19 protein-coding genes and 1 pseudogene are annotated in these 21,689 nt (G+C 63.5%); 14 read left to right on the forward strand and 6 right to left on the reverse strand.

What is annotated here, in order from left to right:
- Positions 1–220, forward strand: a pseudogene (locus CF68_RS38190) (hypothetical protein); the annotation flags it as partial.
- A 342-nt stretch (positions 221–562) separates the two neighbouring features.
- Positions 563–709: a DUF3096 domain-containing protein gene (locus CF68_RS36125; protein WP_084187141.1), complete on the forward strand. Its 147-nt coding sequence runs from the start codon at positions 563–565 to the stop codon at positions 707–709.
- A gap of 82 nt (positions 710–791) precedes the next feature.
- Here the strand turns inward: CF68_RS36125 and CF68_RS09130 are convergent, their stop codons facing one another.
- From CF68_RS09130 to CF68_RS09150, 5 genes are all read right to left on the reverse strand, one after another.
- Complete coding sequence (locus CF68_RS09130; RefSeq protein WP_035817705.1) at positions 792–1,235, reverse strand: BON domain-containing protein; 444 nt, start codon at positions 1,233–1,235, stop codon at positions 792–794.
- A 759-nt stretch (positions 1,236–1,994) separates the two neighbouring features.
- A complete protein-coding gene (locus CF68_RS09135) occupies positions 1,995–2,729 on the reverse strand; it encodes an MgtC/SapB family protein (RefSeq protein ID WP_035817707.1) in 735 nt (244 codons plus the stop codon).
- A gap of 12 nt (positions 2,730–2,741) precedes the next feature.
- Positions 2,742–4,055 carry a TolC family outer membrane protein gene (locus CF68_RS09140; RefSeq protein ID WP_235205709.1) on the reverse strand — a complete coding sequence of 438 codons (1,314 nt, stop codon included), beginning with the start codon at positions 4,053–4,055 and terminating at the stop codon, positions 2,742–2,744.
- An 80-nt stretch (positions 4,056–4,135) separates the two neighbouring features.
- Positions 4,136–7,189, reverse strand: a complete 3,054-nt coding sequence (locus tag CF68_RS09145; protein ID WP_035817713.1) for an efflux RND transporter permease subunit — start codon at positions 7,187–7,189, stop codon at positions 4,136–4,138.
- Positions 7,186–8,292 (reverse strand): efflux RND transporter periplasmic adaptor subunit, encoded by a 1,107-nt coding sequence (locus CF68_RS09150; RefSeq protein ID WP_235205710.1) that lies wholly within the window; start codon positions 8,290–8,292, stop codon positions 7,186–7,188. Before CF68_RS09150 ends, CF68_RS09145 begins: the two co-directional genes overlap by 4 nt.
- Before the next feature lie 371 nt (positions 8,293–8,663).
- Between CF68_RS09150 and CF68_RS09155 the strand changes: the two genes are divergently transcribed.
- Positions 8,664–9,377, forward strand: a complete 714-nt coding sequence (locus tag CF68_RS09155) for a TetR/AcrR family transcriptional regulator (protein ID WP_035817719.1) — start codon at positions 8,664–8,666, stop codon at positions 9,375–9,377.
- 9 nt (positions 9,378–9,386) lie between these two features.
- On the opposite strand, the gene CF68_RS09160 is transcribed toward CF68_RS09155, so the two are convergent.
- Positions 9,387–10,034 (reverse strand): TetR/AcrR family transcriptional regulator, encoded by a 648-nt coding sequence (locus CF68_RS09160; protein ID WP_049800746.1) that lies wholly within the window; start codon positions 10,032–10,034, stop codon positions 9,387–9,389.
- A gap of 334 nt (positions 10,035–10,368) precedes the next feature.
- On the opposite strand from CF68_RS09160, the gene CF68_RS09165 reads away from it, so the two are divergent.
- The 11 genes from CF68_RS09165 to CF68_RS09215 all read left to right on the forward strand — a co-directional run bounded on the left by CF68_RS09165 (position 10,369) and on the right by CF68_RS09215 (position 21,662).
- The gene (locus CF68_RS09165; RefSeq protein ID WP_051591464.1) at positions 10,369–11,016 is read left to right on the forward strand and encodes a paraquat-inducible protein A; all 648 of its coding nucleotides are present in this window, start codon (positions 10,369–10,371) and stop codon (positions 11,014–11,016) included.
- Positions 11,013–11,687 carry a paraquat-inducible protein A gene (locus CF68_RS09170; RefSeq protein WP_035817725.1) on the forward strand — a complete coding sequence of 225 codons (675 nt, stop codon included), beginning with the start codon at positions 11,013–11,015 and terminating at the stop codon, positions 11,685–11,687. The genes CF68_RS09165 and CF68_RS09170 overlap by 4 nt, the downstream gene beginning before the upstream one ends.
- On the forward strand, positions 11,671–13,302 hold the full coding sequence (locus tag CF68_RS09175; protein WP_035817727.1) for an intermembrane transport protein PqiB: 1,632 nt from the start codon (positions 11,671–11,673) through the stop codon (positions 13,300–13,302). Before CF68_RS09170 ends, CF68_RS09175 begins: the two co-directional genes overlap by 17 nt.
- Positions 13,299–13,904 carry a membrane integrity-associated transporter subunit PqiC gene (locus tag CF68_RS09180; RefSeq protein ID WP_035817729.1) on the forward strand — a complete coding sequence of 202 codons (606 nt, stop codon included), beginning with the start codon at positions 13,299–13,301 and terminating at the stop codon, positions 13,902–13,904. The genes CF68_RS09175 and CF68_RS09180 overlap by 4 nt, the downstream gene beginning before the upstream one ends.
- Before the next feature lie 143 nt (positions 13,905–14,047).
- Positions 14,048–14,866 (forward strand): GntR family transcriptional regulator, encoded by an 819-nt coding sequence (locus CF68_RS09185; RefSeq protein ID WP_035817731.1) that lies wholly within the window; start codon positions 14,048–14,050, stop codon positions 14,864–14,866.
- Positions 14,867–15,141: 275 nt separating this feature from the next.
- Positions 15,142–15,690, forward strand: coding sequence for a 2,4'-dihydroxyacetophenone dioxygenase family protein (locus CF68_RS09190; protein WP_013959825.1), 549 nt, complete (start codon positions 15,142–15,144; stop codon positions 15,688–15,690).
- A 146-nt stretch (positions 15,691–15,836) separates the two neighbouring features.
- Positions 15,837–16,937, forward strand: coding sequence for an SMP-30/gluconolactonase/LRE family protein (locus CF68_RS09195; protein ID WP_235205711.1), 1,101 nt, complete (start codon positions 15,837–15,839; stop codon positions 16,935–16,937).
- Between the two features lie 98 nt (positions 16,938–17,035).
- Positions 17,036–18,289: a CaiB/BaiF CoA-transferase family protein gene (locus CF68_RS09200; RefSeq protein WP_035817734.1), complete on the forward strand. Its 1,254-nt coding sequence runs from the start codon at positions 17,036–17,038 to the stop codon at positions 18,287–18,289.
- A complete protein-coding gene (locus tag CF68_RS09205) occupies positions 18,282–19,049 on the forward strand; it encodes an enoyl-CoA hydratase/isomerase family protein (protein WP_035817736.1) in 768 nt (255 codons plus the stop codon). Before CF68_RS09200 ends, CF68_RS09205 begins: the two co-directional genes overlap by 8 nt.
- A gap of 10 nt (positions 19,050–19,059) precedes the next feature.
- On the forward strand, positions 19,060–20,850 hold the full coding sequence (locus CF68_RS09210; protein ID WP_035817738.1) for an acyclic terpene utilization AtuA family protein: 1,791 nt from the start codon (positions 19,060–19,062) through the stop codon (positions 20,848–20,850).
- Positions 20,847–21,662, forward strand: coding sequence for a GntR family transcriptional regulator (locus tag CF68_RS09215; protein ID WP_013959830.1), 816 nt, complete (start codon positions 20,847–20,849; stop codon positions 21,660–21,662). The genes CF68_RS09210 and CF68_RS09215 overlap by 4 nt, the downstream gene beginning before the upstream one ends.
- Positions 21,663–21,689 lie beyond the last annotated feature (27 nt).

A 21,689-nucleotide genomic window follows, 5' to 3' on the forward strand; every position in this document is an offset into this window, starting at 1 on the left:
CTGGGTGACTGACTTGTGTGTAATCAAATGGGGAGAGGTCAGCCGTAAAGGGCGATCATCGCCCGCCGCTCTTTGCAAAGCGACACGCGTCGTCAGCAAATACCTGATCCATCATGTCCGTCCAGTTGGACGCGTATCGCGCGGCGATGCCGTTTGGTTGGCGACTATCAGCGCCGGGTTCTCGAAGGCTCGCGACTTGGCAGGGATCAACTGGCGATGATGCCTCTACCTTCCGCGAAATCCGCTCGCTGTCAAAACGGCTCTACTGGCCCAGGGCGGCGTTGACACTCGCGCGTTGCTTGGTCACCTGGCTGACGCCATGTCAGGCCTGTACGCGAATCGATGGCGCATGCGAGCGTGCGCTGAGCGCGCACTCAAGAATGACATCAAGACCGCGGGCAAGAAGACCGGGCACCAACGCGTCTGCCTGGCGCTTCCTCCGTACGCTGTCATATTGCAATCGTATAACGCGTTCGCCTACGCTGAATCGTTGCCAAATAAGCGGCCGCCTGTAGCCACCGGCGGGGTCCCCGCCCGAGCACGCCAATCCCATGGAGTCATCGTGAACATCATCACCAGCGCTGGCCCTCTCATTTCGCTGATCGCCGGGATCCTGATTCTTGCCATGCCGCGGCTGCTTAACTATATCGTCGCCATTTACCTTATCGTCATCGGCCTGCTCGGACTGTTTGGCGGGCATCTGCGCTGAGTGAACAATGAAGGGATCGTGGCCTGAGTCTGCGCCGCTCGGGTAAGCCTGCCCCGCCAACTATGCCCGGGCAGGCTACGGCTTACCGCGACAATACCTTCAGCTTGTCGTTCACCGAACTCACACCCTCCGCGCTACGCGTGGTGTCCACCGCAAGTTGGTGCTGTTCCTTCGTCGGCACCGAGCCACTCAGGTTGACCGTGCCGTTCCTGGTCTTCACGTGAATGCCCGTGGACTTCAGGTCCTTGGTGGCAAGCAGCGTGGTCTTCACCTTGGTCGTGATGGCGCTGTCGCTGACGCTTTGCTTGGTCTTTTCGGCACTCAGGTCAGTGGTAGCCGCAGGCCGCTGCTCGCGATCACCCTCGGCGCGGCCCGGCATGCCAGGGGCGGAGCTGGGAGGCGCAGCCGTGGTATCGGCAGCGACACGCATAATGCCGCCTGTATCGAGTGCGAACGCGCTCCCGGCAGCCACCGCCAGTGCAGCAGCGACACAAGTCGAGCGCAGAGTACGGGTAGGAATTTTCATCGCTCTCTCCTGATGGTGTGGTCACACGATTCTTCATGAGGCGCCACACGAGGTGACTTGCGGGCGATGCATGCATCGCGACCACGGGTTCCTCGTGAACCGCATGAACGTCACTCGCAAGGACGTACCTGCCGGAACGGGCCCTAAGCTGTGGTGAAGCCGTCTATGTCACTCTCCCGATACATCGCAATATGTGTAGTTTGGAGCAGGGGATTGTAATTCCGGTCAGCGCAAAATGATTGGTTGCAACAGGCGACGCGGCGGCCGCAATTGCAGCACTGCCACTGCTCAGCTCGCCTTCGCTGGTGGCCCGTGCCTCCCTACGGCAAACGTGGCATCGGTGGGGGAGTCGGAGCAACGCTAGGTAACCTAACGTACGGCACGACGGCGTAAGGAAAGGTCGCCGATCCATTAGCCGGCATAGTCGCGGGTGTTGAAATCGGCTGTGCCCCGGAGCTTTCCTGCTTTGAAAGCGGCGCGGATTACAGCTCAGTGCCTTTCCAGCCTTCGTTAATGCCACGCTGGTCTGGGATCTGGGCTCGACTGCTTGTCTGCGGAGCGGAAAACGCTGCCGCCGACACCATTCCAAACAGCGTGATCGCAACGGTGGACTTCACTAATTGGATCCTATGGTCTGAAACCATGTGCGGTCTTGTTTGTTGTGTCAATAGCGCCAGGCTCCTCAGTAATTTCATTTAGATCACCATGCATTGTCAGCAAAACAGCGTTGGTTGATAAAGAAGTGCTCGCGTACCCGAATCAACTGCGCACCGGCAGGATGCTGAACCGGGAGACACCCTGTGTTGCAGCCATCTCGGCCGCCAATGCTGCCGGCGATGTTGCGCGCGCCTTGTCCGGTGCGACCAGGCTGACTCTCCACACCGCCTGGTTGTCGGCAAACGTGATGGTCAGGCTGTCGTGCAACACGCGATAGCCGCGGGACTTTGCCCTGTCGATCAGCAGATCAAGGTCAGGCGCTTCTCCGGGTTGGAAAGTCAGAGACACATCAAGCGTCATGCGCCCCGGAAGCCTGGCCTCCAGCCGGTGCAACAGGGACATCGAGCCCACGCAGAGCACGGCAAGCAGCAACGCCGCGGCATAGAAGCCAACGCCGAGCAACACCCCTATGGCCGAGGCAGCCCAGATCGATGCCGCGGTCGTGAGGCCGCGGATGCTCATGCCGTCCTTCATGATGACCCCCGCGCAAAGGAAGCCGCAGCCGGTGACGACTCCCTGGACGATATGGGTCGGGTCTGCCTGGGCGTGCGCTGAAGCACCCCCGTACCACAGCCCCGGATAGCCGACGAACACAGTCAAGGCCGTCGACGCCATGCAGACGAGGCCATAAGTGCGCATGCCGGCGGCGCGGCCGTTGTATGAGCGCTCGTAGCCAACCAGCATGCCGAGCAGCAGCGCGCCCACCATGTTCAGCCCGATGAACGCGTTAGCGGCGAGAAAGGCGCCGCTCCAGTAGTGCTGCAGATCTCCTGGCATAGGATTTCTCGATCAGGCTGCGAGCCAGACATTCAGCGAGCGCAAGGTTTCCTCGCTCAGTTCCCCCGCCGCGGCGGCAAGCCGCAGACGGCCAAGGAGGTAGTCCAGGCGTGCCTGGACCAGGTCGAGCTCAGCGGTGAACACGCGCTGCTGCGCGTCGAGCACGTCGGGTTCCGTACGGGTACCGAGGTCCCGGCCAAGCGTCGTTGCCGCGAGCGCGCTACGCGCCGAAGTCAACGACTGCTCGAGTGCGGCGACGCGCGACACGCCCGTTTTGACCGAGAGGAATCCGTCCTGCACCTTCAGGCGCACGTCGCGCCGGGCGGCGGCAACCTCCTGCTCCGCCTGGCTCTTCCTCGCAACGGATTCCCGCTCGCGCGAATCCAGTCCGCCGCCCGCGTACAGCGGAATGGTGAGCTGCAAGCCGACCGTCGCGGTCCGGGTGTTGCTGGCTGCAACCCACGGAGCCAGGTTGCCGGTTTGCCCTTGTGCGCCATAACGCGCCACGAGCGCGACGGTCGGGCGACTGCTGACGCGGTACTTATCGATCTCCGCGCCGGCAATGTCACGCTCCGACTGTCTGGTCTTGACGAGGTAGCTTTGTTCTTCACCCTTTGCCTGCCACGCCGTGAGATTGTCCGGTTCCGGCGGCCGCGGCGTGAAACCGGGCGCCGGCCCGCTGAGCTGATCGGGCGGCATGCCAACGGTTTCCTGGAATCGCGTGCGTCGCTGTTCGAGCGCAGATTGCGCCGTGACTTCGCGACTCTCGACCCCATCCAGGCGCGCCTGGGCTTCATGGAGATCGGTGATCTTGCCCTGGCCGATGTCAAAGCGCGCCTTCGCGCGGTCGCGTTGCTGTCGCAACGCCGCCTTCTCGGCCTGCACCACGCGAAGCGTCTCCTCGCTCAACACCACGCCGAAGTATGCCTCGGCCACCCGCAAGGCCAGGTCCTGGCGAGACTGGTCGAACTGCGTCTGCGCCAGGTTCGATTGCTCGCGGAACTGCTTCCTCGTGGCTACCGCGGTCCTGTCGTACAGCGGCTGAAGCAGCACCACGCCGGCCTGCCGCGCAGTTCCCGAGCTATCGCTGGATACCAACGGCGCAACGTCGGCCGGCGGGTTGCCGGACGAACGATTATTGATCCGGTCCAGTGTCGCCTGGAGGCTTACGCGGGGACGCAGCAAGGCGTCGCCCTGCACTGCCCTCTCCCGCCCCGCCGTGAGCGCATCGTTCGCAGCGAGGCTCGTCGGATCATGCGCCAATGCCTGCTGATAGGCCCCCACGAGATCGATAGCGCCCGACTCTCCAGCGTTCAGGAAAAGCATGCAGCCCAACGCCACTTGCCCGGCCCGCAGGGCCATACTCAATCTTTTCATCGAAAACACTCTCATCGTCACATTTGCGATCAGACGGTCGCAGGACGCTTGGCCCGGTACCAGGTCGCATACAGGGCGGGAAGGAAGACGAGGGTCAGTACCGTGGCAACGGCGAGCCCTCCCATGATTGCCCATGCCATGGGACCCCAGAACACGGAATGGGTAAGCGGCACCATCGCCAGGATTGCCGCCAGGGCAGTCAGCACGATCGGACGCAGCCGTCGCACCGCGGCCTCGACGATGGCCGTCCACAAGGGGACACCTGCGGCCACGTCCTGGTCGATCTGCACGACCAGGATCACCGAGTTCCGGATGATCATTCCGGCGAGGGCGATCACGCCCAACATGGCGACAAAACCAAATGGAATCCGGAACGCGGCCATGATGACGCTGACACCGATCAGCCCGAGCGGCGCGGTCAGCAGGACCATCGCCATCTTTCTCATATCCTGCAGTTGAATCATCAGCAGCAGGAGCACCGCGATGATCGTCACAGGCATCACCGCGAAAACAGAATGCTGGGCCTTCGCACTCGATTCGTAAGCGCCACCGATCTCGATGCCATAGCCGAGCGGAAGCTCTTTCTCCAGTGCGTCGAGCTTCGGCTGCAGTGCACGCGTGACGTCGGGTGCCTGCGCCCCGGCGATATCGGCACGAACCGTCAGCGTCGGCACGCGATTACGCCGCCACAGCTCGCTGTCCTCGCTGTCAAGCGTGAGTCGGGCCACCTGAGAGACAGGCACGAACTTGCCGTCACGCACGTAGATCTTTGCATCCTTCAGGTTGTTCAGGTCCGTGCGTTCCGCCGCGACCAGGCGCGAGACCACGTCGATACCCTGGTCTTCCTCGCGGTACTGGGTGATTGGCGTGCCCGACAGCGAAGCCTCAAGTGCCTCCTTGATCTGGCCTGAGCTGACACCCAGTGCACGCGCCTTGTCCTGGTCGACGTCGACCTGCAAGCGCTTGACGCGTTCGCCCCAGTCCTGGTTGACCTCGCGCACGTGCGGCTCTTCGCGCATGATTGCGGCCAGTTTCTGCCCGATTGCGCGAACTTTGGCGTTGTCCTGCCCGAACACGCGGAACTGCACCGGGTAACCGACCGGCGGACCGTTTTCCAGTCGATTGACGCGGCCACGCACATTGGGGAATCTCTCGTCGAACAGCTTCTCGAGCTTCTCCTTCACCCGCTCCCGTGCTTCCCCGCCCTTCGTCATCACCAGCATCTCGCCCAGGTTCAGATTGGGCGTCTGCACGTCGAGGGGCAGGTAGAATCGCGGCGCACCGTTGCCAACAAAGCTGGTCACCGCCGCAATGTCCGGATCGCCCTTGAGCAGGTCTTCCAGCTTCTGGACCTCGCGTTGACTCGCCTCGAACGTGGAAGCCTTCGGCATCCACAGGTCCACGATGAGTTCGGGCCGGTCAGACGCGGGAAAGAACTGTTGGGGTATTGCCTTGAACAGCAGCAGCGAGCCGATAAACGCGGCGAGCGTGATGCCGAGCACCCACACGCGCTGCTTCAGGCAGAAGTCGATAAAGCGGCGGAACCTGACATAGAAGCCGCGCTGGTAGACCGCGTCCTCGTCATGCGACGCGTGCGCATGCTCCTTCAGGAGCTTGAAGCCGATGTATGGCGTAAAGAGGACGGCCACGATCCAGGACAACACCAGCGAAATACCGACCACCTGGAACAGGGAGTACACATATTCGCCCGTTCCCGACTTCGCAAAGCCGACCGGAAGAAAACCCGCCGCCGTGATCAGCGTGCCGGTAAGCATCGGGAAAGCGGTGGCTGTGTAGGCATATGTGGCGGCGCGGAACTTGTCCCAGCCCTGCTCCAGCTTCAGCGCCATCATTTCGACGGCAATGATGGCGTCGTCCACCAACAGTCCGAGCGCAATGATCAGCGCGCCCAGCGAGATGCGTTGCAACTCAATGCCCATCACGTACATCGCCAGGAAGGTCATGGCCAGCACGAGCGGGATGCTGAGCGCGACGACCAGTCCGGTGCGCAAGCCCAACGAGAGGAAGCTGACGACGAGCACAATGATCACAGCCTCGGCCAGACTCTTCTTGAACTCGAATACGGAATGCTCGACGATACGCGGCTGGTCGCTGACCGCGTGGATCTGCACGCCCACCGGCAGGTTGGACTCGATGTGCTTGATCGTTTCATCCAGCCTTGCGCCAAGCCGAATCACGTCGCCGCCCTTGCGCATGCTCACCGCCAGTCCGATCGCCTCATTGCCGTTGAAGCGCATCCTCGAGGTGGCGGGCTCCACAAAGCCCCGGCGGACGTCGGCGATATCGCCAAGACGGAAGGTACGCTGGCCGGCACGGATGCCGATGGCGCGAATTTTTTCGACCGAGTCAAACTCGCCACTGACCGCCAACCGTACTTGCTCCGCGGTGGTCTGCACCGTCCCGCCCGATGTCACGGCATTGGTTTGTGCGAGGGTCGACGCGATCAGTGCCGGGTCGATACCCAGCGAGGCGAGCTTGGCGGTGGAGACTTCGACATAGATCTTCTGTTCCTGCTTGCCTACCAGGTCGACCTTGTTGACATCGCCGATACGAAGGAACTCATTACGCGCGGCGTCCGCAATCCGTCTCAGGTCGTCATAGTCGAAGCCATCGCCCGTGATGGCATAGAGGTTACCGAACGTGTCTCCGAACTCGTCATTGAAGAACGGACCCTGCGTGCCCTGTGGCAAGGTATGTCGGATGTCGCCCATCTTCTTGCGGACCTGGTACCACACATCCGGCACGGCACCCGGCGGTACATCCTCGCGCAGGTTGACCTTGACCTGCGTTTCGCCCGGCTTCACATAGGTGGACGTATAGTCGATTTCCGCAACCTCTTGCAGCTTGCGCTCGATCTTGTCGGTGACCTGGTCGGCCATCTGCTGCGCGGAGCTTCCCGGCCAGTACGCCTGCACAACCATGGTCTTGATGGTGAACTCGGGGTCTTCCTTCTGGCCCAGGCTGCCGTATGCGAGCGCGCCGGCCACTGACAACAGCAACAGCAGGAACGCGACCATCTGCTGGTGCTTCAGTGCCCATTCGGACAGGTTGATACCTTTCACTTCGCACCTCCCGCCCTGGCGACCGTCAACGCCTCGGCCACCTTCACCTGCTGGCCAGCCTGCAGCATGTGCACGCCGGCACTGACCACGGTCTCTCCGCCCGCCAGTCCCCCAACCACGATCACGCTGTCGTTCTGCGCTGCGCCCAGCTTGACTTCACGTGCGATCACCCGCGACGTCTTCGGGTCGACCACCCATACCTGGCGGCCACGCTCATGATCGACGATGGCGGTCAGCGGCACGCGGACTACGCCGCTGCCGTCCACGTCGGGTGCGTTCACCGACGCTGTCATGCCTAACCGCAGCTCCGGATCCGCCTCCTGAATGGAAATGCGTGCCGAGTACGTTCTGGTGACGCCGTCCGCGTCCGGTGCGAGCTCGCGGAGCTTGCCTGTCCAGGACTTGTCCGGCTGCGCCCACACCGTAATCGTCAGTGTCGGCGCCTTGCGTAGTTCGTCGACGCGCGACTCCGGAATGCTGATCGAGACCTCGCGTTCGCCGTCTGCCGCGACGGTGGCGACCGTCTGCCCCGCTGAAACCACCTGGCCGGCTTCCGCATTGATTGCGCTGACCACGCCATCGCGGTCTGCTACGAGCGTGGTAAATCCGCGCATGTTGGCATTGAGCTGCTGGCGCGCCTGTGCCGAGCGCAGTTGTGCTTCCGCCTGGTTAAGCGCCAGCCGCTGCTGGTCCAGCTCGGCTTGCGAGGCAAAGTTCTGGGCGAGCAGTTGCTCGGTACGCTTGACGTCCACCCGCGCCTGGGCTACCCGGCCTCTTGCCGCATCAGCCTCCGCACCCGCTGCGGCTACCTGCAACGTTTCCTGCGTGGTGTCGAGCTGGAACAGCGGCTGGCCGCGCTTGACATGGCTGCCGACTTCCACCATGCGCGCGACGATCTTGCCGGCGGTGCGGAATCCCAACTGACTTTCGTAACGCGCACGAATCTCACCTGAATAGGTCGCACCGACCGACCCGGCGGTGCGTCCGGCGACCACTGTCCGCACCGGCCTCACGTCCTTGCGTTCGGGTTCCGGACCCGGGGTACACGCGGCCAGATGTGCCGCGATGATGGTAAGAGCTGCCGCTCGAAGGTTCCTGTTCAATTTCTGCGCTCCACTAAGGTCCGTCGCTCGCCTGCGAGTCATCAGCGATCCACGTCACCGAGCCGGTCTGACCGGACTCGTGCTGGCGTCATTGACGGCAAGCCTGTTCGGGCTCTTCGCCCTTCCTGAGGATTCGAAGTCTACGTCATACTGACTTATTTGTCATGATGACGTACAATTTATTTTATTGTGTGAGGACGGGTCGACTTTGCGGTCCCGGACCGCATGAGACGAAGAACGCGCGCGCCCGAAGGCTGTGGTGCGCAACGACAACGGCATACGCAAAGTGATGCGACGGGTATAGGCCGAAGACGCAGGAAGACCGGCGCGCGGCGTTGTCGACGCATTAACCATGAGGAGGAAACAGATCAATGACCCCGATGCAGACGCAATTCGCAGCTGAAACAGGACCGTGGAAGACTGGCGACCACCGTCAGCGCGTTGCGGCAACACGGCGGCAGCGTATGCGCTCGCTGTTGCTGAACAGTGCGATGCGCCTGATGCTGGAGAACAGCGCCTCGACGCCGTCCATCGACGACATCATTTCGGCAGCACGGGTTTCACGCGGAACGTTCTACAAGTACTTTCCGTCGTCTGATGCGATCGTGCGGGAGCTTGTCGGGAAGATGGCTGAACAGTGGGTGCGGGCGGCCGACCCCATTGTGCGCGACCATGACGACCCGGCCGAGCACATCGCCAGGGGAATACGGCTGGCGTCGATCCTGACGGTACACCAGCCCGGTGTGGCTGGCATCCTTGGCCGGCTCGGATGGGCGGGCTACCACGCGCCGAATATGCTGGAGTTTGTCCGCAGGGACATAGAGGAAGGCGTTCGTCGCAATCGTTTCAAGCGCATGCCGATCGCCCTGGGGTTCAATATCGTTGCCGGCGCCGCAATGAGCGCAATGCAGAGCATGCTTGATACCGAATGCCGCGAAGACTTTTCGGAGCTCGCCGCTGCGGTGGCATTGCGCGCCCTGGGCGTGGAGGAATCAGCGGCCGATGCGATATCCAGGTCGCCGCTGCATGCGAGCGAAGCGCTGTTCGATGGCTTGCTCGCGGAAACGATCAGCGATGTGCCGTAGCGCTGGCTGCTAGTTGGAGGGCTCGGCCTTGGCGGCGAGCTTCTCCTGGGCTTTTTCGAGCAATGATTCCGGCGGAGCCACCAGCTTTGGCAAAGGCGCGGAGGTCAACCGTACCGCACTCGCTGCGGACACGCCAAGCGACCGCAACACCGCCCGCACAATCCGTTCGGGATAATCCCTGGCGGTTCTTCCCTTGGCCATGCGGTGAACGGCGATCAGCCCGGCGCCGGCCACCATGTCCAATGCCACGTCGGCCGAAGCCTCGTCAAACGTGCCCGTCTTCAGGCCTTCCTTGATATCCGAGGGCAGGTATTCGTAGACGGCAGCACCCTTGCCGCCGACCAGAAGCAGGCCCGTACCGGAAAGAAATTGCGCCACGACAGGATAGGAGCGCGCAAGGTGCAGGTATAGGCGCATACCCGTTGCAACACGCAACGCCGGGTCTTCGATATCGCCGACCACGCTCTCGATCATTTGCACCATGTCGTGACTGAGCGCGTCGCCGACAGCCGCCAGCAGATCCTCGTTAGTACGGAAGTAGTTGTAGAAGGAACCTTGCGAGACGCCAGCTGATGCAATGACTTCCGGGATCACGCTGGCTCCGACACCCCTTTGCGCAAAAACAATCATCGCGCTTTCAATGAGACGCTGGCGCATCCGTGCACGCCGTTCTGCGGCAACGCGAGGGCGGTGGTCTTTGGGATCAGGAACGGCAGGCATCTTCAGTTAGAGGACCTTATGTGACGAGGCGATTATATCAATACGCCGCTTCAACGCCGCCAACATGGAGTACGCCATGCTGGCAGCAGCGGCGCCCGTGCTCTTCTTATAACACACACAATGTCATGATGACACGTAAGTCATTATGTGGAAGAATACGGAACTCATGAAGGATTCCGGTGCGCGCACGCGCTGCTTGCCTCACGCAACGAGGCCGATCATTTTCCCCAGGACACCTGTGCATCAGAACCACGCCTCGCCGCCGGTTGCCATGCTGGATCCGCACAGGCTGTTGGCGTGCGAGCATTGCGACGCGCTCCATACGCGCGCCGCGTTGAAGCACGACGAACGTGCCACGTGCCTGCGCTGCGGCGGCGCGCTCTATCGCGACAGTTCGCGAGCCTATCGCCGCTTGCTGCCGCTCGTGGTGACTGCCTTGATCCTGCTTTTTATTTCCAACGCGTACCCCATTGTCGCCATGGACCTCAAGGGTTCGCGCATGGAGACCACGCTATGGAGCGCGGTACAGGCACTCTACGCGGACGACATGGCGCCGGTGGCGATGCTCGTGTTCGCCACGACCATCCTGTTTCCGCTGGCCGAGTTGCTGATGATGTGCTATTTGCTCGTGCCGATGGCGCGGCAGCGCACGCCACCCGGGTTCGAGCGCATCTTGCGCGGCATTTGCCGCACGCGGCCCTGGGGCATGATCGAAGTGTTCATGATCGGCGTGCTGGTTACGCTGGTGAAGCTGTCGACCATAGCGCAGGTGGTGCCTGGCGTCGCGCTCTGGTCGTTCGCTGCCCTGGTGGTCGTACTCGCCGTCATCCTGTCGTTCGACCCGCGTGAACTCTGGCACCACCTCGATGCGCACGATGCAGATGACGTACCGGCCCGCTCGCGGGATGCCGCGCCGTGACCGCGCTTCACTCGCCCCACCCCACCGCGACCTCGCGCGGACTGCTGTCGTGCCACACCTGCGACCGGCTCAGTCCGATGACGCTCGAGGCCGAACCGTGTCCGCGCTGCGGCACCGTACTGCATCATCGCAAGCCGGCCAGCCTGGCGCGCGCCTGGGCCTTCCTGCTGGCCGCCTACCTGCTGTATATCCCGGCCAATCTGCTGCCGATCATGGTGACGCAGTCAATTTTCGGCACGCAGCGCGACACCATCCTGTCCGGCGTGATCTATCTGTGGTTGTCCGGTTCATACATGCTGGCAATCGTGGTGCTGATCGCCAGCATCGTCGTCCCGTTGCTGAAGATGATGATCCTGACCTTGCTGCTGCTATCGGCGCGCCGCGGATCGACCTGGCGCATTCGCGAGCAGACCAGGCTCTACACCCTGGTCGAAGTCATCGGCCGGTGGTCCATGCTCGATATCTTCGTGGTGGCACTGCTGGCATCGCTGGTGCGTGCCGGGGCGCTGGCCACGATTACGGCCGGTGCCGGAGCTCTGGCTTTTGCCTCGGTTGTCGTACTGACCATGCTCGCGTCACTGAGCTTTGATCCCCGTCTGCTGTGGGATGCGCTCGAGACCTCGCCCTCCCCCATCGAATTTCTGCACGCCAATAATGCCCGAACACGTTAACCATCCTCCTCCCAACGACATACCGCAGCCAGGACGCCAGCCCCGCGCGCGCTGGCTACCGTCCCTTGTCTGGGTAATCCCGATCGTTGCCGCGGTGGTCGGGCTCTCGCTGCTGGTCAGCACGCTTGCGTCGCGCGGGCCCGAGATCACTGTCACCTTCCGCACTGCCGAAGGCCTGACGCCAGGCAAGACTGCCGTGCGCTACAAGGATGTCGATATCGGACTGGTCAAGACAGCACGGCTGGCAGCGGACCGTTCGCATGTGATCGCGACGATTGCGCTGACCAAGGACGCCAAGAACTTCGCCGTCGCCGACACACGGTTCTGGGTGGTACGGCCCCGCTTTGCCATCAGTGGCGTGTCGGGACTGGAAACACTGCTATCGGGCGCATATATCGGCGTGGATGCCGGCAAGTCGGGCGAGACCACGCACAGCTTCACCGGGCTCGAAAATCCGCCGGTCATCACCACCGACGCCTCCGGCAGGCAGTTCGTGCTGCGTGCGCAGGACCTGGGCTCGCTCGACATCGGCTCACCGGTCTACTATCGTCGCGTGCGGGTCGGCCATGTGGTGGCGTACCAGCTCGAACCGAACGGCCGCGACATCACGCTGCGGGTCTTCGTCGACAAGCCCTATGACAAGCTCGTTTCAGCCGATACGCGCTTCTGGCACGCCAGCGGTGTCGACCTAAAACTGGACGCGAACGGGCTGAAGTTGTCCACGCAGTCGCTGGCCAGCGTGATGCTTGGCGGCGTAGCCTTCCAGGCCCCGGACCACTCGACCGCGCATGCCGCGGCCGCAGAGAACACCGAGTACCTGCTGGCAGCGGACCAGTCCGAAGCCATGAAGGAACCGGACGAGCTCGCCCCCGCACTGGCAGTGCTCAACTTCGATCAGTCCGTGCGCGGGCTGTCTCCCGGTGCGCCGGTCGATTTCCGCGGCGTGACCGTCGGGCAGGTGCGCTCGATCGGTATCGAATACCAGCGTGACAAGAAGGCCTTCCGCATGCCCGTGGTGGTGGAGCTCTATCCGTCTCGCATGGGTCTGCGCGAGAACGACGTGGCTGACGACACGCGCAAGCGCGCCATCGTGCATAGCCTGGTACAGCGCGGCATGCGTGCGCAGTTGCGCACCGGCAACCTGCTCACCGGCCAGATGTATGTGGCACTCGACTTCTTTCCGAAAGTGTCCGCGCCGGTTGATCTGGACCTGAACGCGTCCGTGCCTGAGCTTCCCACCACACCGGGCACCTTCGACGAGCTGCAGGCCAAGCTTGGCGACATCGTCACCAAGATCGGCAAGGTGCCGTTCGACCAGATCGGGCAGGACGCGCGCACGGCGCTAGTGTCGATGAACAGGATGCTCGTCAATGCGGACAAGCTCGTGGCCCAGGTCAATGGCGATGTGGCACCACAGGTGGTCGCCGCGCTGCAGGATATGCGCCGCACGCTCGCCACGGCCAATGGCGCGCTGGCGCCCGACGCCTCGCTGCAACAGGATACGCGCCGGATGATGCAGGAACTCACGCAAACAGCCGTCTCGCTGCGCATGCTCACCGATTATCTCGAGCGGCATCCCGAAGCGCTCCTGCAAGGCAAGAGGGAAGAGAAATGATGAAGCGTCTGACGATGCTTGTTGCGCTGGCCGCCGCCACGACCCTGATGAACGGCTGCGCGTCGCCCGAGGCACGCTACTACACGCTGGCGGCCAGTCGCTCCGACGCCGCGCCGCCCGCGACCGCGCGAGCCAGCCGTAGCGGCGACCCGTTATGGATCGAAGTCACGCCGGTGCGCGTGCCGGAGCGCCTGAACCGCATTCAGCTGGTGGTGCGTGACGGCAACGGCGGTGGCCTCAAGCTGTCCGACACCTCGCGCTGGACCTCACCATTCCCCAACGAACTGCGCGATGCGCTGTCGCAGCAACTGCAGGCGAGCCTCGATGCGGTGGATGTCTACCAGCGCGGCCTGTCGGCGACGCAGCGGGCATTCCGCGTGACGACCGATGTGGTAGCCCTCGACGCCGACGTGGGCAAGCGGGCAGCGGCGACCATCGCCTGGACCGTGCGGCGGCTGCCCGACGGCAAGGTCCTGAGCGGCCGCACCGAAACGGAGGTGCCCGCGCCCGGGCCGGTGGAAGGCGTGGTGAAAGCGTATCGGGAGATCCTCGCGGCAACCGCGGCCGATATAGCGGTTGGCGTGCAAGCGCTTAACCGCTAGACGTGAAACGCTCCGCACCCGCTGCCACCGCGCCACATCTCGACGCTACCGGCTCCAGCCGGCCGACGGTAGACGCCTGCCAGCTGATAGGCCGCCCGTTCTTCTGGTGCATACTCCAATGTTCTGGGTATCAGGCAACTGGAATGACGGACGAACGAACTACGGGGATTGAGCGGGCGGAGCTGTCGGCTGAACGGGGCGTTGCGCAATATCAGCGGCTGGCTTCGTTGCTGAGGTACCGGATCGCAAAGGGCGAATATCCGCTCGGCATGCTGCTGCCGCCGATCACGCAGCTCGCGGCTGACCTCGGCGTGGCCGTCGTCAGCGTCCGGCAGGCGTATGAGCTGCTTTCCAAAGAAGGGCTGATTCGTAGCCAGCGGGGTGTCGGCACCCACGTGGCTGCCCTGCCCGCCGCCACGGGCGACATCGAACTGGCGATCAACGATCCGTTCGCCGCACCTGCGGCGCTCGCCTTTGAGGTACTCGAAGTCCGGCGCCGCACCGGCGTGCCGCAGGAACTGCTCGGACCGGCCGACCTGTCGGACGGCGAATACGTCTGTGTCCGCAAGCTGCACACCTATTCCGGCGAGCCGTTCTGCTACGCGGAGATCTATGTGTTGGCCCCGGTCTTCGACGCCTTGCCCAAGGACACCGCCAGGAAGAAAAAGCTTCTCGCCGCGGTGCTCGATGAACTGGGCTCGCGCAGCAAACGTGTGCGACAACGCATGACCGTGATGCCGGCGGATTTTCCTCTGTGCGACATGCTGAAGATCCCGTTCGCCTCACCCGTCGCCAAGATGTCGCGGCGTCTTCTGGATGGCAAAGGCAGCGTGCTCTACGCGGGCGTCACTTGGTATCGGGGTGACCGCTACGTCTCCGAAATCGAGATCCCGGCGTCCGCATTGAAGGCGGTGCCCGCCATAACCGAACCCCAGCGGCGAGCGGCTAGCGAGCACAAATGAAGCGATAGGCCCTTGATCCGGTCCCTAGGGTAAACAAGGGGCAGAAAAAACCTTCCTCAGCCTCTAAACTTCTAACATTAGAACTTTAGGAGTATCCAGTGACATGCGGCCGGGCAGAGGTTATCCAGGCTTCACCGTCGCGCTGGACGCTTCTATTCCTCGGCGCATTGCCGCCACAGCTCTGAGTTTCCCGCCGGACCGGCGTGACTCTTCCGTCTCATCAAAGGGCGGCTTCCTTCCACTGTTTCACATCCTCTGACAAACGGAGACAACTCATGAATGCAAGAATTCTCGAGCAGCCCACCACGTCCACCGGCGCCAAGCTGCCGCTGCCCGCCCTGCCGCAGGACAAGCTCCTGACCGTCAACATCGAGCAGATCCCGCTGATCAAGGACGTCTTTCCGGGCATCCACATCAAGCCGCTGCGCCTGGACCCCGAGCGCGGCGAGTGGGTCTTCATGGCCATCGTGGAACCCGGTTGTTCCCTGCCGATCCACTACCACACCGGGACGGCGCAGGTGTGGACGATCCAGGGCTGCTGGAAGTATCGCGAGTACCCCGACCAGCCGCAGACGGCCGGCTCCTACCTGTACGAACCCGGCGGCTCGGTGCACACCTTCTATACCCCCGAGGACAACACCGAGGACACGATCACCATCGCCTGGATCGAAGGCGCGCAAGTGAGCTTCAACGAGGACGGCACCTTCCACTCGCTCAATGACGCGCTCTCGATCCAGTACGCGCTCCACACGCTCGCGGCCGCACGCGGCATCGGACCGATGCCCTACGTCCGCGGCAACGGCTCCGACGTTACTGAGGAATAAAAAGGCGACTTACCACCATGGCAGGCCGCTCGTCGGCCTGCGCGGTGCCGTTCCTCTGCTCCTTTGGAGATCAGCGTGTACGACACCGATCAGATCAATTTGTGACGATCCATCAATCCGCGCGATTGAGCGAGTGCAATATGAGAATGATCAAAGCCCACAGGATGCCGATACTGCCAATGCTGATTTGGCTTGTGTTGCTGGCGACACCGCTGGCCGCAAGAGCCTGGGAGCGCGGCAAGGTTGAGGCATTCGCCACCTTGCCCGCGGGTGAGGCGCATCCCGAGGGGATCACCGTGGACCGCGAGGGCAACGTCTACGTCGTCACGGTGGCGGTGGAAAAACCCAGGACGAGCGAGGGCGCGCTGCTTGTGTTCGACCCGCAGGGCAAGCACCTGCGCACTGTCACCATCAAGGGCTCGAGCCGATTGTTGCTTGACCTCGGCTTCCATCCCCGGACGGGCCAGTTGCTCGTCGTCGACTACCTGGGCGCGAAGATCCTGAGCGTCGATCCCAGGACGGGTGCCTCGTCCGTATTCATGACGGTCAGCGGCAAGAACCCCGGCCTCGACGGGATGACGTTCGACCCCGCCGGAAACGTCTACGTGACCGACGCCCACCAGGGCATCATCTGGAAAGTCGGACCCGCCGGCGGCGAAGCGTCGGCATGGGTCACCAGCGCGCTGCTGAAGCCCACGCGGATACCACCGACCATCGGCGCCAATGGCTTGTCGTTCAACAACAAGAAGACGGCCTTGTTCGTCGCCAATACGGCGAACGACACCGTCGTCAAGATACCGGTGACCGGGTCGACGCTCGAGCCCGGCACGCCTGAAGTCTTCGTCAACCGGATCGGCGGCGGTCCCGACGGCCTGATCATCGACGAGCACGACAACCTCTGGATCGCGTGCAACCAGTCTAACGAGATTCTTGTGCTCGAGCCGACGCAGGGGCAGGTGATTGCCAAGCTCGGCGACTTCGGCGGCATCGATCGCAAGGGGGCGCCCATCGGCTTCCTCTGGTCGAACAGCCTCGTCTTCCATGGCGGCGACGTTCTTGTCACCAACCTCTCGCTCGATGTCGAGACGTCCCTTGCGCAACTCAGCGACGAGCTCGGCCTGGCGCATCTCAAGGACAAGAATCTGCGCACCATCGATGGGCCATGGGCGCAGCGGGTGAAGCTCCACACCGTCTCGAAAATCAAGAAGCGGATACCAGGGCTGGCCAGGCCGGAGGTCGACCGATGATCGATGTGTTGTTGCAAGCGCGATGTGGCGGCCAACCGGCAGGCAACGGTGGCCTCCCGGCCAGCCGTCATACATTGCCCCACCGAGATGAAAGGGATATGAAGAAAGACCAGACAACGGGGCCGCTGGCCGGCGTGAAAGTCGTTGACATCACGTCAGTATTCATGGGGCCCTCTGCCACGCAGATGCTGGCTGACCTTGGCGCCGATGTAATCAAGGTCGAGGCGCCGGGCGGAGACAGTACGCGCGGCATAGGTCCCTGCGGCGATGAAAAGCTGGGGCCGCTCTTCCTTGGCCTGAACCGCAACAAGCGCAGCATCGTGCTTGACCTGAAAGCGCCCGAGGGGCGGGAGGCCCTGCTTTCCCTGGTACGGGATGCCGACGTGCTGGCCTACAACGTGCGCCCGCAGGCCATGCAGCGGCTGGGGCTGGACTATGAATCGCTGTCGGCCATCAATCCGCGCCTGGTCTATGTCGGCATGTTCGGCTTTTCGCAGCGCGGACGCTACGCGCCCCAGGCTGCCTTCGATGATCTGATCCAGGCCGCAACCGGCCTGCCGCTAGCCGTTTCGCTGGGCAGTGGCGACAGTCCGCGATACCTGCCAATCACCATCGCCGATCGCTCGGTGGGACTCTATGCTTTCGGCGTGATCTGTGCCGCCCTGTATGCGCGCATGAGCACCGGCAAAGGCCAGCGCGTTGATGTCCCGATGTTCGAGACCATGGTTCCCTATGTGATGGGAGACCACCTGTATGGCGAGACCTTCGTCCCGCCCAAGGGCGGCTTCGGCTATCCGCGCCTGCTCTCGCCCGAGCGGCGACCGTACCAGACCAAGGACGGACATGTCTGCTGCCTGATCTATCACGATCATCATTGGCGGGCCTTCCTCGAGGTCATTGGCAAGCCGGAGGTGTACGACACCGATCCGCGCTACGCCAACATCAACACCCGCACCGCCAACATCACCGAGCTGTATGCCATGGTCAGCGACGAAATGGCCAAGCGCACCACCGAGGAATGGCGCACCCTGCTCAAGGACGCCGATGTTCCGGTCTTTCCGATGCACACATTCGAGTCGCTGCTGGACGATCCCCATTTGCAGGACATCGGTTTCTTCAGCGAATCGGACCACCCGGCCGTCGGGCGTATCCGGGAGATGGCGGTGCCCAGCGAATGGCATGGCACCCCACCGACCAGCCGCCGCCATGCACCAAGCCTGGGTGAGCACAGCCGCGAGGTCCTGCGTGAGGCCGGCTACGACGACGACGCCATCGATACGCTGTTCGCGTCTGGCATCTCCAGGGATGGGTCACAAGTGCAACGCACCGAAGGAGGAACTCCGCATGAATGACGAACTGCTGAGCGAGGTCCGGGACGCAGCACTCTACCTGACCATCAACCGGCCGGAGCGCCGCAATGCCATCACGCCGGGGGTGCTGCAGGGACTTCGCGACGGCATCCGGCGCGCCAATCGCGACGCCGACATCCGCGCTGTGGTCATTACCGGAATGGGCGAGCAGGCGTTCTGCGCCGGCGCCGATCTGCAGACCGGCAAATCCTTTGCCTTCGATTACGCCGAGCCCTACCTGGGGATGGCGGACCTTTTCCGCTGCGCCAGGCAGTCGACGGTGCCGCTGATCGCCCGTGTCAATGGCGCCTGCATGGCGGGCGGCATGGGGCTGATGGCGATGTGCGATCTGGCGATAGCCAGCGAAGGTGCCCGCTTCGGCCTGCCGGAGGTCAAGCTGGGCTTGTTCCCGGCGCAGGTGCTGAGCGTGCTGCAGCACCTGGTGCCGCGTCGCACGCTCACCGAATTGTGCCTGTGCGGCGAGCCACTGTCCGCGCGGGAAGCGCTGGCCGCGGGGCTCATCAACGATGTCAGCGACGATCTCGACGCCAGGCTGGACTTGCTGCTGACCCGCCTGCGGAACAATTCGCCCGCCGCCATCCGTCGGGGGCTGTACACGCTCAAGCATATGGAAACCATGTCGTTCGAGCAGTCCATGGCGTTCACGGAAAGCCAGATCGGGCTGTTTGCACTGACAGAGGACGCGCGCGAAGGCCAGCTGGCATTCCGCGAGAAGCGCCAGCCCGAGTGGGCTGGCAGATAGGGAGATGAGAATGGACGCGAAAACGGTACGCATTGGCGGGGCTTCCGGGTTCTGGGGCGACAGCAGCGTTGGCGCACCACAGCTTGTGCGCCACGGCGATATCGACTACCTGGTGTTCGACTACCTGGCCGAACTGACCATGTCGATTCTCGCCGCCGCCCGATTGCGCAAGCCGGAACTGGGTTACGCCACCGATTTCGTGACGGTGACAATGAAGGCCCTGCTCGGAGAGATTGCCGAGCGTGGGATTCGCGTGGTCAGCAACGCGGGCGGCATGAACCCGCACGGGTGTGCGCAGGCAATTGCCGCGCTGGCCGCGGAACAGGGGCTGACGCTGCGCATCGCCGTGGTGGAAGGCGATGACGTGATGCCGCTGCTTCCACAGCTGCGCGAAGCCGGTGTGCAGGACATGCAGAAAGGCCGACCCCTGCCGGAGAAGGTGGTCAGCGCCAACGCGTACCTGGGGGCCTTGCCGATCAAACAAGCGCTGGACCAGGGCGCCCAGATCGTCATCACCGGACGCTGCGTGGACAGTGCCGTGACGCTCGGCGTGCTGATGCACGAGTTCGGTTGGCAGGCGGACGACTATGACCGCCTGGCGCAAGGCAGTCTGGCCGGCCACATCATCGAGTGCGGGTGCCAGGCGACGGGCGGCTTGCATACCGACTGGGAAAGCGTCCCGGACTGGCACGACATCGGCTATCCGGTGGTCGAGTGCCGTGCCGACGGCACCTTCCTGGTCGGCAAGCCGCCCGCCACCGGCGGACTGGTCAATACCGCCACGGTCGGCGAGCAGGTGCTGTACGAGATCGGCGACCCGGCCACCTACCTGCTGCCAGACGTCACCTGCGATTTCACGCAGGTAACCCTTCGGCAGGCCGCGCCGGACCTGGTGGAAGTCAGCGGCGCGCGCGGGCGGGCCCCGGGCAATGCCTACAAGGTCTGTGCCACCTACGTCGACGGCTTTCGCTGCAATGCACAGCTTTCCATCGTCGGCGTCGACGCGGTCGCCAAGGCGGAACGCACGGCGCAGGCGATCCTTGCCCGCACGCGCAAGCTGTTCGGGGAGAACGGGTGGGGAGACTACAGTCGCACCCACATAGAGGTGCTGGGAGCGGAGTCCTGCTTTGGGCCACATGCTGCCGTCCGACACACCCGCGAGGCGGTGATGCGGCTGGCGGTGATGCATCCCGAGAAGGCGGCGCTGGAACTGTTCGCGCGGGAAATCGCCGCGGCGGGGACCAGTTGGGCGCCGGGCACGACGGGCTCGGCCGGTGGGCGTTCCAGTCCCTCGCCATCGATCCGCCAGTATGCATTCCTGCTCGACAAGAGCGCCCTGACCCCGGCGGTGGTGATGGACGGCGTACGCAGCGGCGTCACCGTTCCTTCGGGCAGCCCGGCGGCACCGGTCGCGGCCGCAGCACCTGCAGTCGCTGAACCAACGGGCGCCGGCCCTGCGGAACACGATACCGTCGAAGTTCCGCTGATACGGCTTGCCTATGGCCGTAGCGGTGACAAGGGGGATACCTCCAACATCGGGCTGATCGCCCGCCGGCCGGCGTACCTGCCCGTGCTGCGGGCCGAAGTGACGGTGGCGCGCGTGGCGGACTGGCTTGGGTATCTGGTGAAGGGACCGGTGACATGCTACGACCTGCCCGGCTTCGACGCCATGAACTTTGTCTGCGAGTCAGCATTGGATGGCGGTGGCATGGCGTCGCTGCGCAATGATCCGCTTGGCAAGGGCATGGCGCAGATCCTGCTGACCATGCCGGTGCGCGTGCCGCGGGAGTTGTTGTCATGACGAGCAATGCGTCCAACGCAGCTGCCAACGAGGGCGTCATCCTCGCCGACGACGGCATCGGCGGCGTGACGCGATATCGACAACTGGCCAGCGTCATCCGGCACAAGATCGTTTCGGGCGAGTACCCGGTGGGCATGCAGCTGCCAACCGTGGACAGCCTCGCGCAAACCTACGGGATCGCCAAGGTCACCGTTCGCCAGGCCTTTGCTGCGCTGACGGAAGAGGGGCTGGTCAGCAGCCAGCGCGGTCGTGGCACCCACGTCATGAAGCAGCCGCCAGCACCCGGAGAAGGCCTGCGCTCCGCCATCAATGACGAATCGGCCCATGGCAGCGAGCTGGAAATCCGCATCCTGGAAATGCGCGAGGGCGTGGCGCTGCGGCCGGGGCTGGCCCGCCGCGGCACGCCGCTGGACAGCTATGTGATGGTCCGCAAACTGCATTTGCATGGCGGCACGCCATTCTGCCTGATCGAGGTGTATGTGGCCTCGTCAGTCTTTGCCCGCTTTCCACGCGGTGGCGAAAAGCACCACAAGCTCGGTCACCTGCTGCGCCAGGTCGAAGGCGACCGCCTTGGCATGATGCAGCAGACCATGACGGTCGAGCCGGCCGACTACATCCTGGCACGCGATCTCGCCTATGGCTTCGGGGCGCCAATCGCCAGGATCATTCGATCGACGCTGGACGTCGACGGCAATGTGCTCCTGGCAGGGGAGTTCTGGTATCGCGGTGATCGTTTCATCCTGGATGTGGAGATGCCAGCCAAGCTGACCGAGCACTACCCGGCGCTGGCCATCCCCGACAGCCGCCGCTGAGCGCGACAGCCTTCACCATTCGAGAAA

Origin of the sequence: Cupriavidus sp. SK-4, assembly GCF_000611125.1 — a bacterium.
Classification (GTDB): domain Bacteria; phylum Pseudomonadota; class Gammaproteobacteria; order Burkholderiales; family Burkholderiaceae; genus Cupriavidus; species Cupriavidus necator.

What these genes read in the sequence shown, in the direction of transcription:
- CF68_RS09130 (WP_035817705.1), bottom strand. Translation starts at nt 1,235, where the DNA reads ATGAAAATTCCTACCCGTACTCTGCGCTCGACTTGTGTCGCTGCTGCA.
- CF68_RS09200 (WP_035817734.1), top strand. Translation starts at nt 17,036, where the DNA reads ATGAAGAAAGACCAGACAACGGGGCCGCTGGCCGGCGTGAAAGTCGTT.
- CF68_RS09210 (WP_035817738.1), top strand. Translation starts at nt 19,060, where the DNA reads ATGGACGCGAAAACGGTACGCATTGGCGGGGCTTCCGGGTTCTGGGGC.
- CF68_RS09215 (WP_013959830.1), top strand. Translation starts at nt 20,847, where the DNA reads ATGACGAGCAATGCGTCCAACGCAGCTGCCAACGAGGGCGTCATCCTC.
- CF68_RS09175 (WP_035817727.1), top strand. Translation starts at nt 11,671, where the DNA reads ATGCCCGAACACGTTAACCATCCTCCTCCCAACGACATACCGCAGCCA.
- CF68_RS09180 (WP_035817729.1), top strand. Translation starts at nt 13,299, where the DNA reads ATGATGAAGCGTCTGACGATGCTTGTTGCGCTGGCCGCCGCCACGACC.
- CF68_RS09140 (WP_235205709.1), bottom strand. Translation starts at nt 4,055, where the DNA reads ATGCTTTTCCTGAACGCTGGAGAGTCGGGCGCTATCGATCTCGTGGGG.
- CF68_RS09195 (WP_235205711.1), top strand. Translation starts at nt 15,837, where the DNA reads ATGATCAAAGCCCACAGGATGCCGATACTGCCAATGCTGATTTGGCTT.
- CF68_RS09135 (WP_035817707.1), bottom strand. Translation starts at nt 2,729, where the DNA reads ATGCCAGGAGATCTGCAGCACTACTGGAGCGGCGCCTTTCTCGCCGCT.
- CF68_RS09190 (WP_013959825.1), top strand. Translation starts at nt 15,142, where the DNA reads ATGAATGCAAGAATTCTCGAGCAGCCCACCACGTCCACCGGCGCCAAG.
- CF68_RS09155 (WP_035817719.1), top strand. Translation starts at nt 8,664, where the DNA reads ATGACCCCGATGCAGACGCAATTCGCAGCTGAAACAGGACCGTGGAAG.
- CF68_RS09185 (WP_035817731.1), top strand. Translation starts at nt 14,048, where the DNA reads ATGACGGACGAACGAACTACGGGGATTGAGCGGGCGGAGCTGTCGGCT.
- CF68_RS09160 (WP_049800746.1), bottom strand. Translation starts at nt 10,034, where the DNA reads ATGCGCCAGCGTCTCATTGAAAGCGCGATGATTGTTTTTGCGCAAAGG.
- CF68_RS09165 (WP_051591464.1), top strand. Translation starts at nt 10,369, where the DNA reads ATGCTGGATCCGCACAGGCTGTTGGCGTGCGAGCATTGCGACGCGCTC.
- CF68_RS09205 (WP_035817736.1), top strand. Translation starts at nt 18,282, where the DNA reads ATGAATGACGAACTGCTGAGCGAGGTCCGGGACGCAGCACTCTACCTG.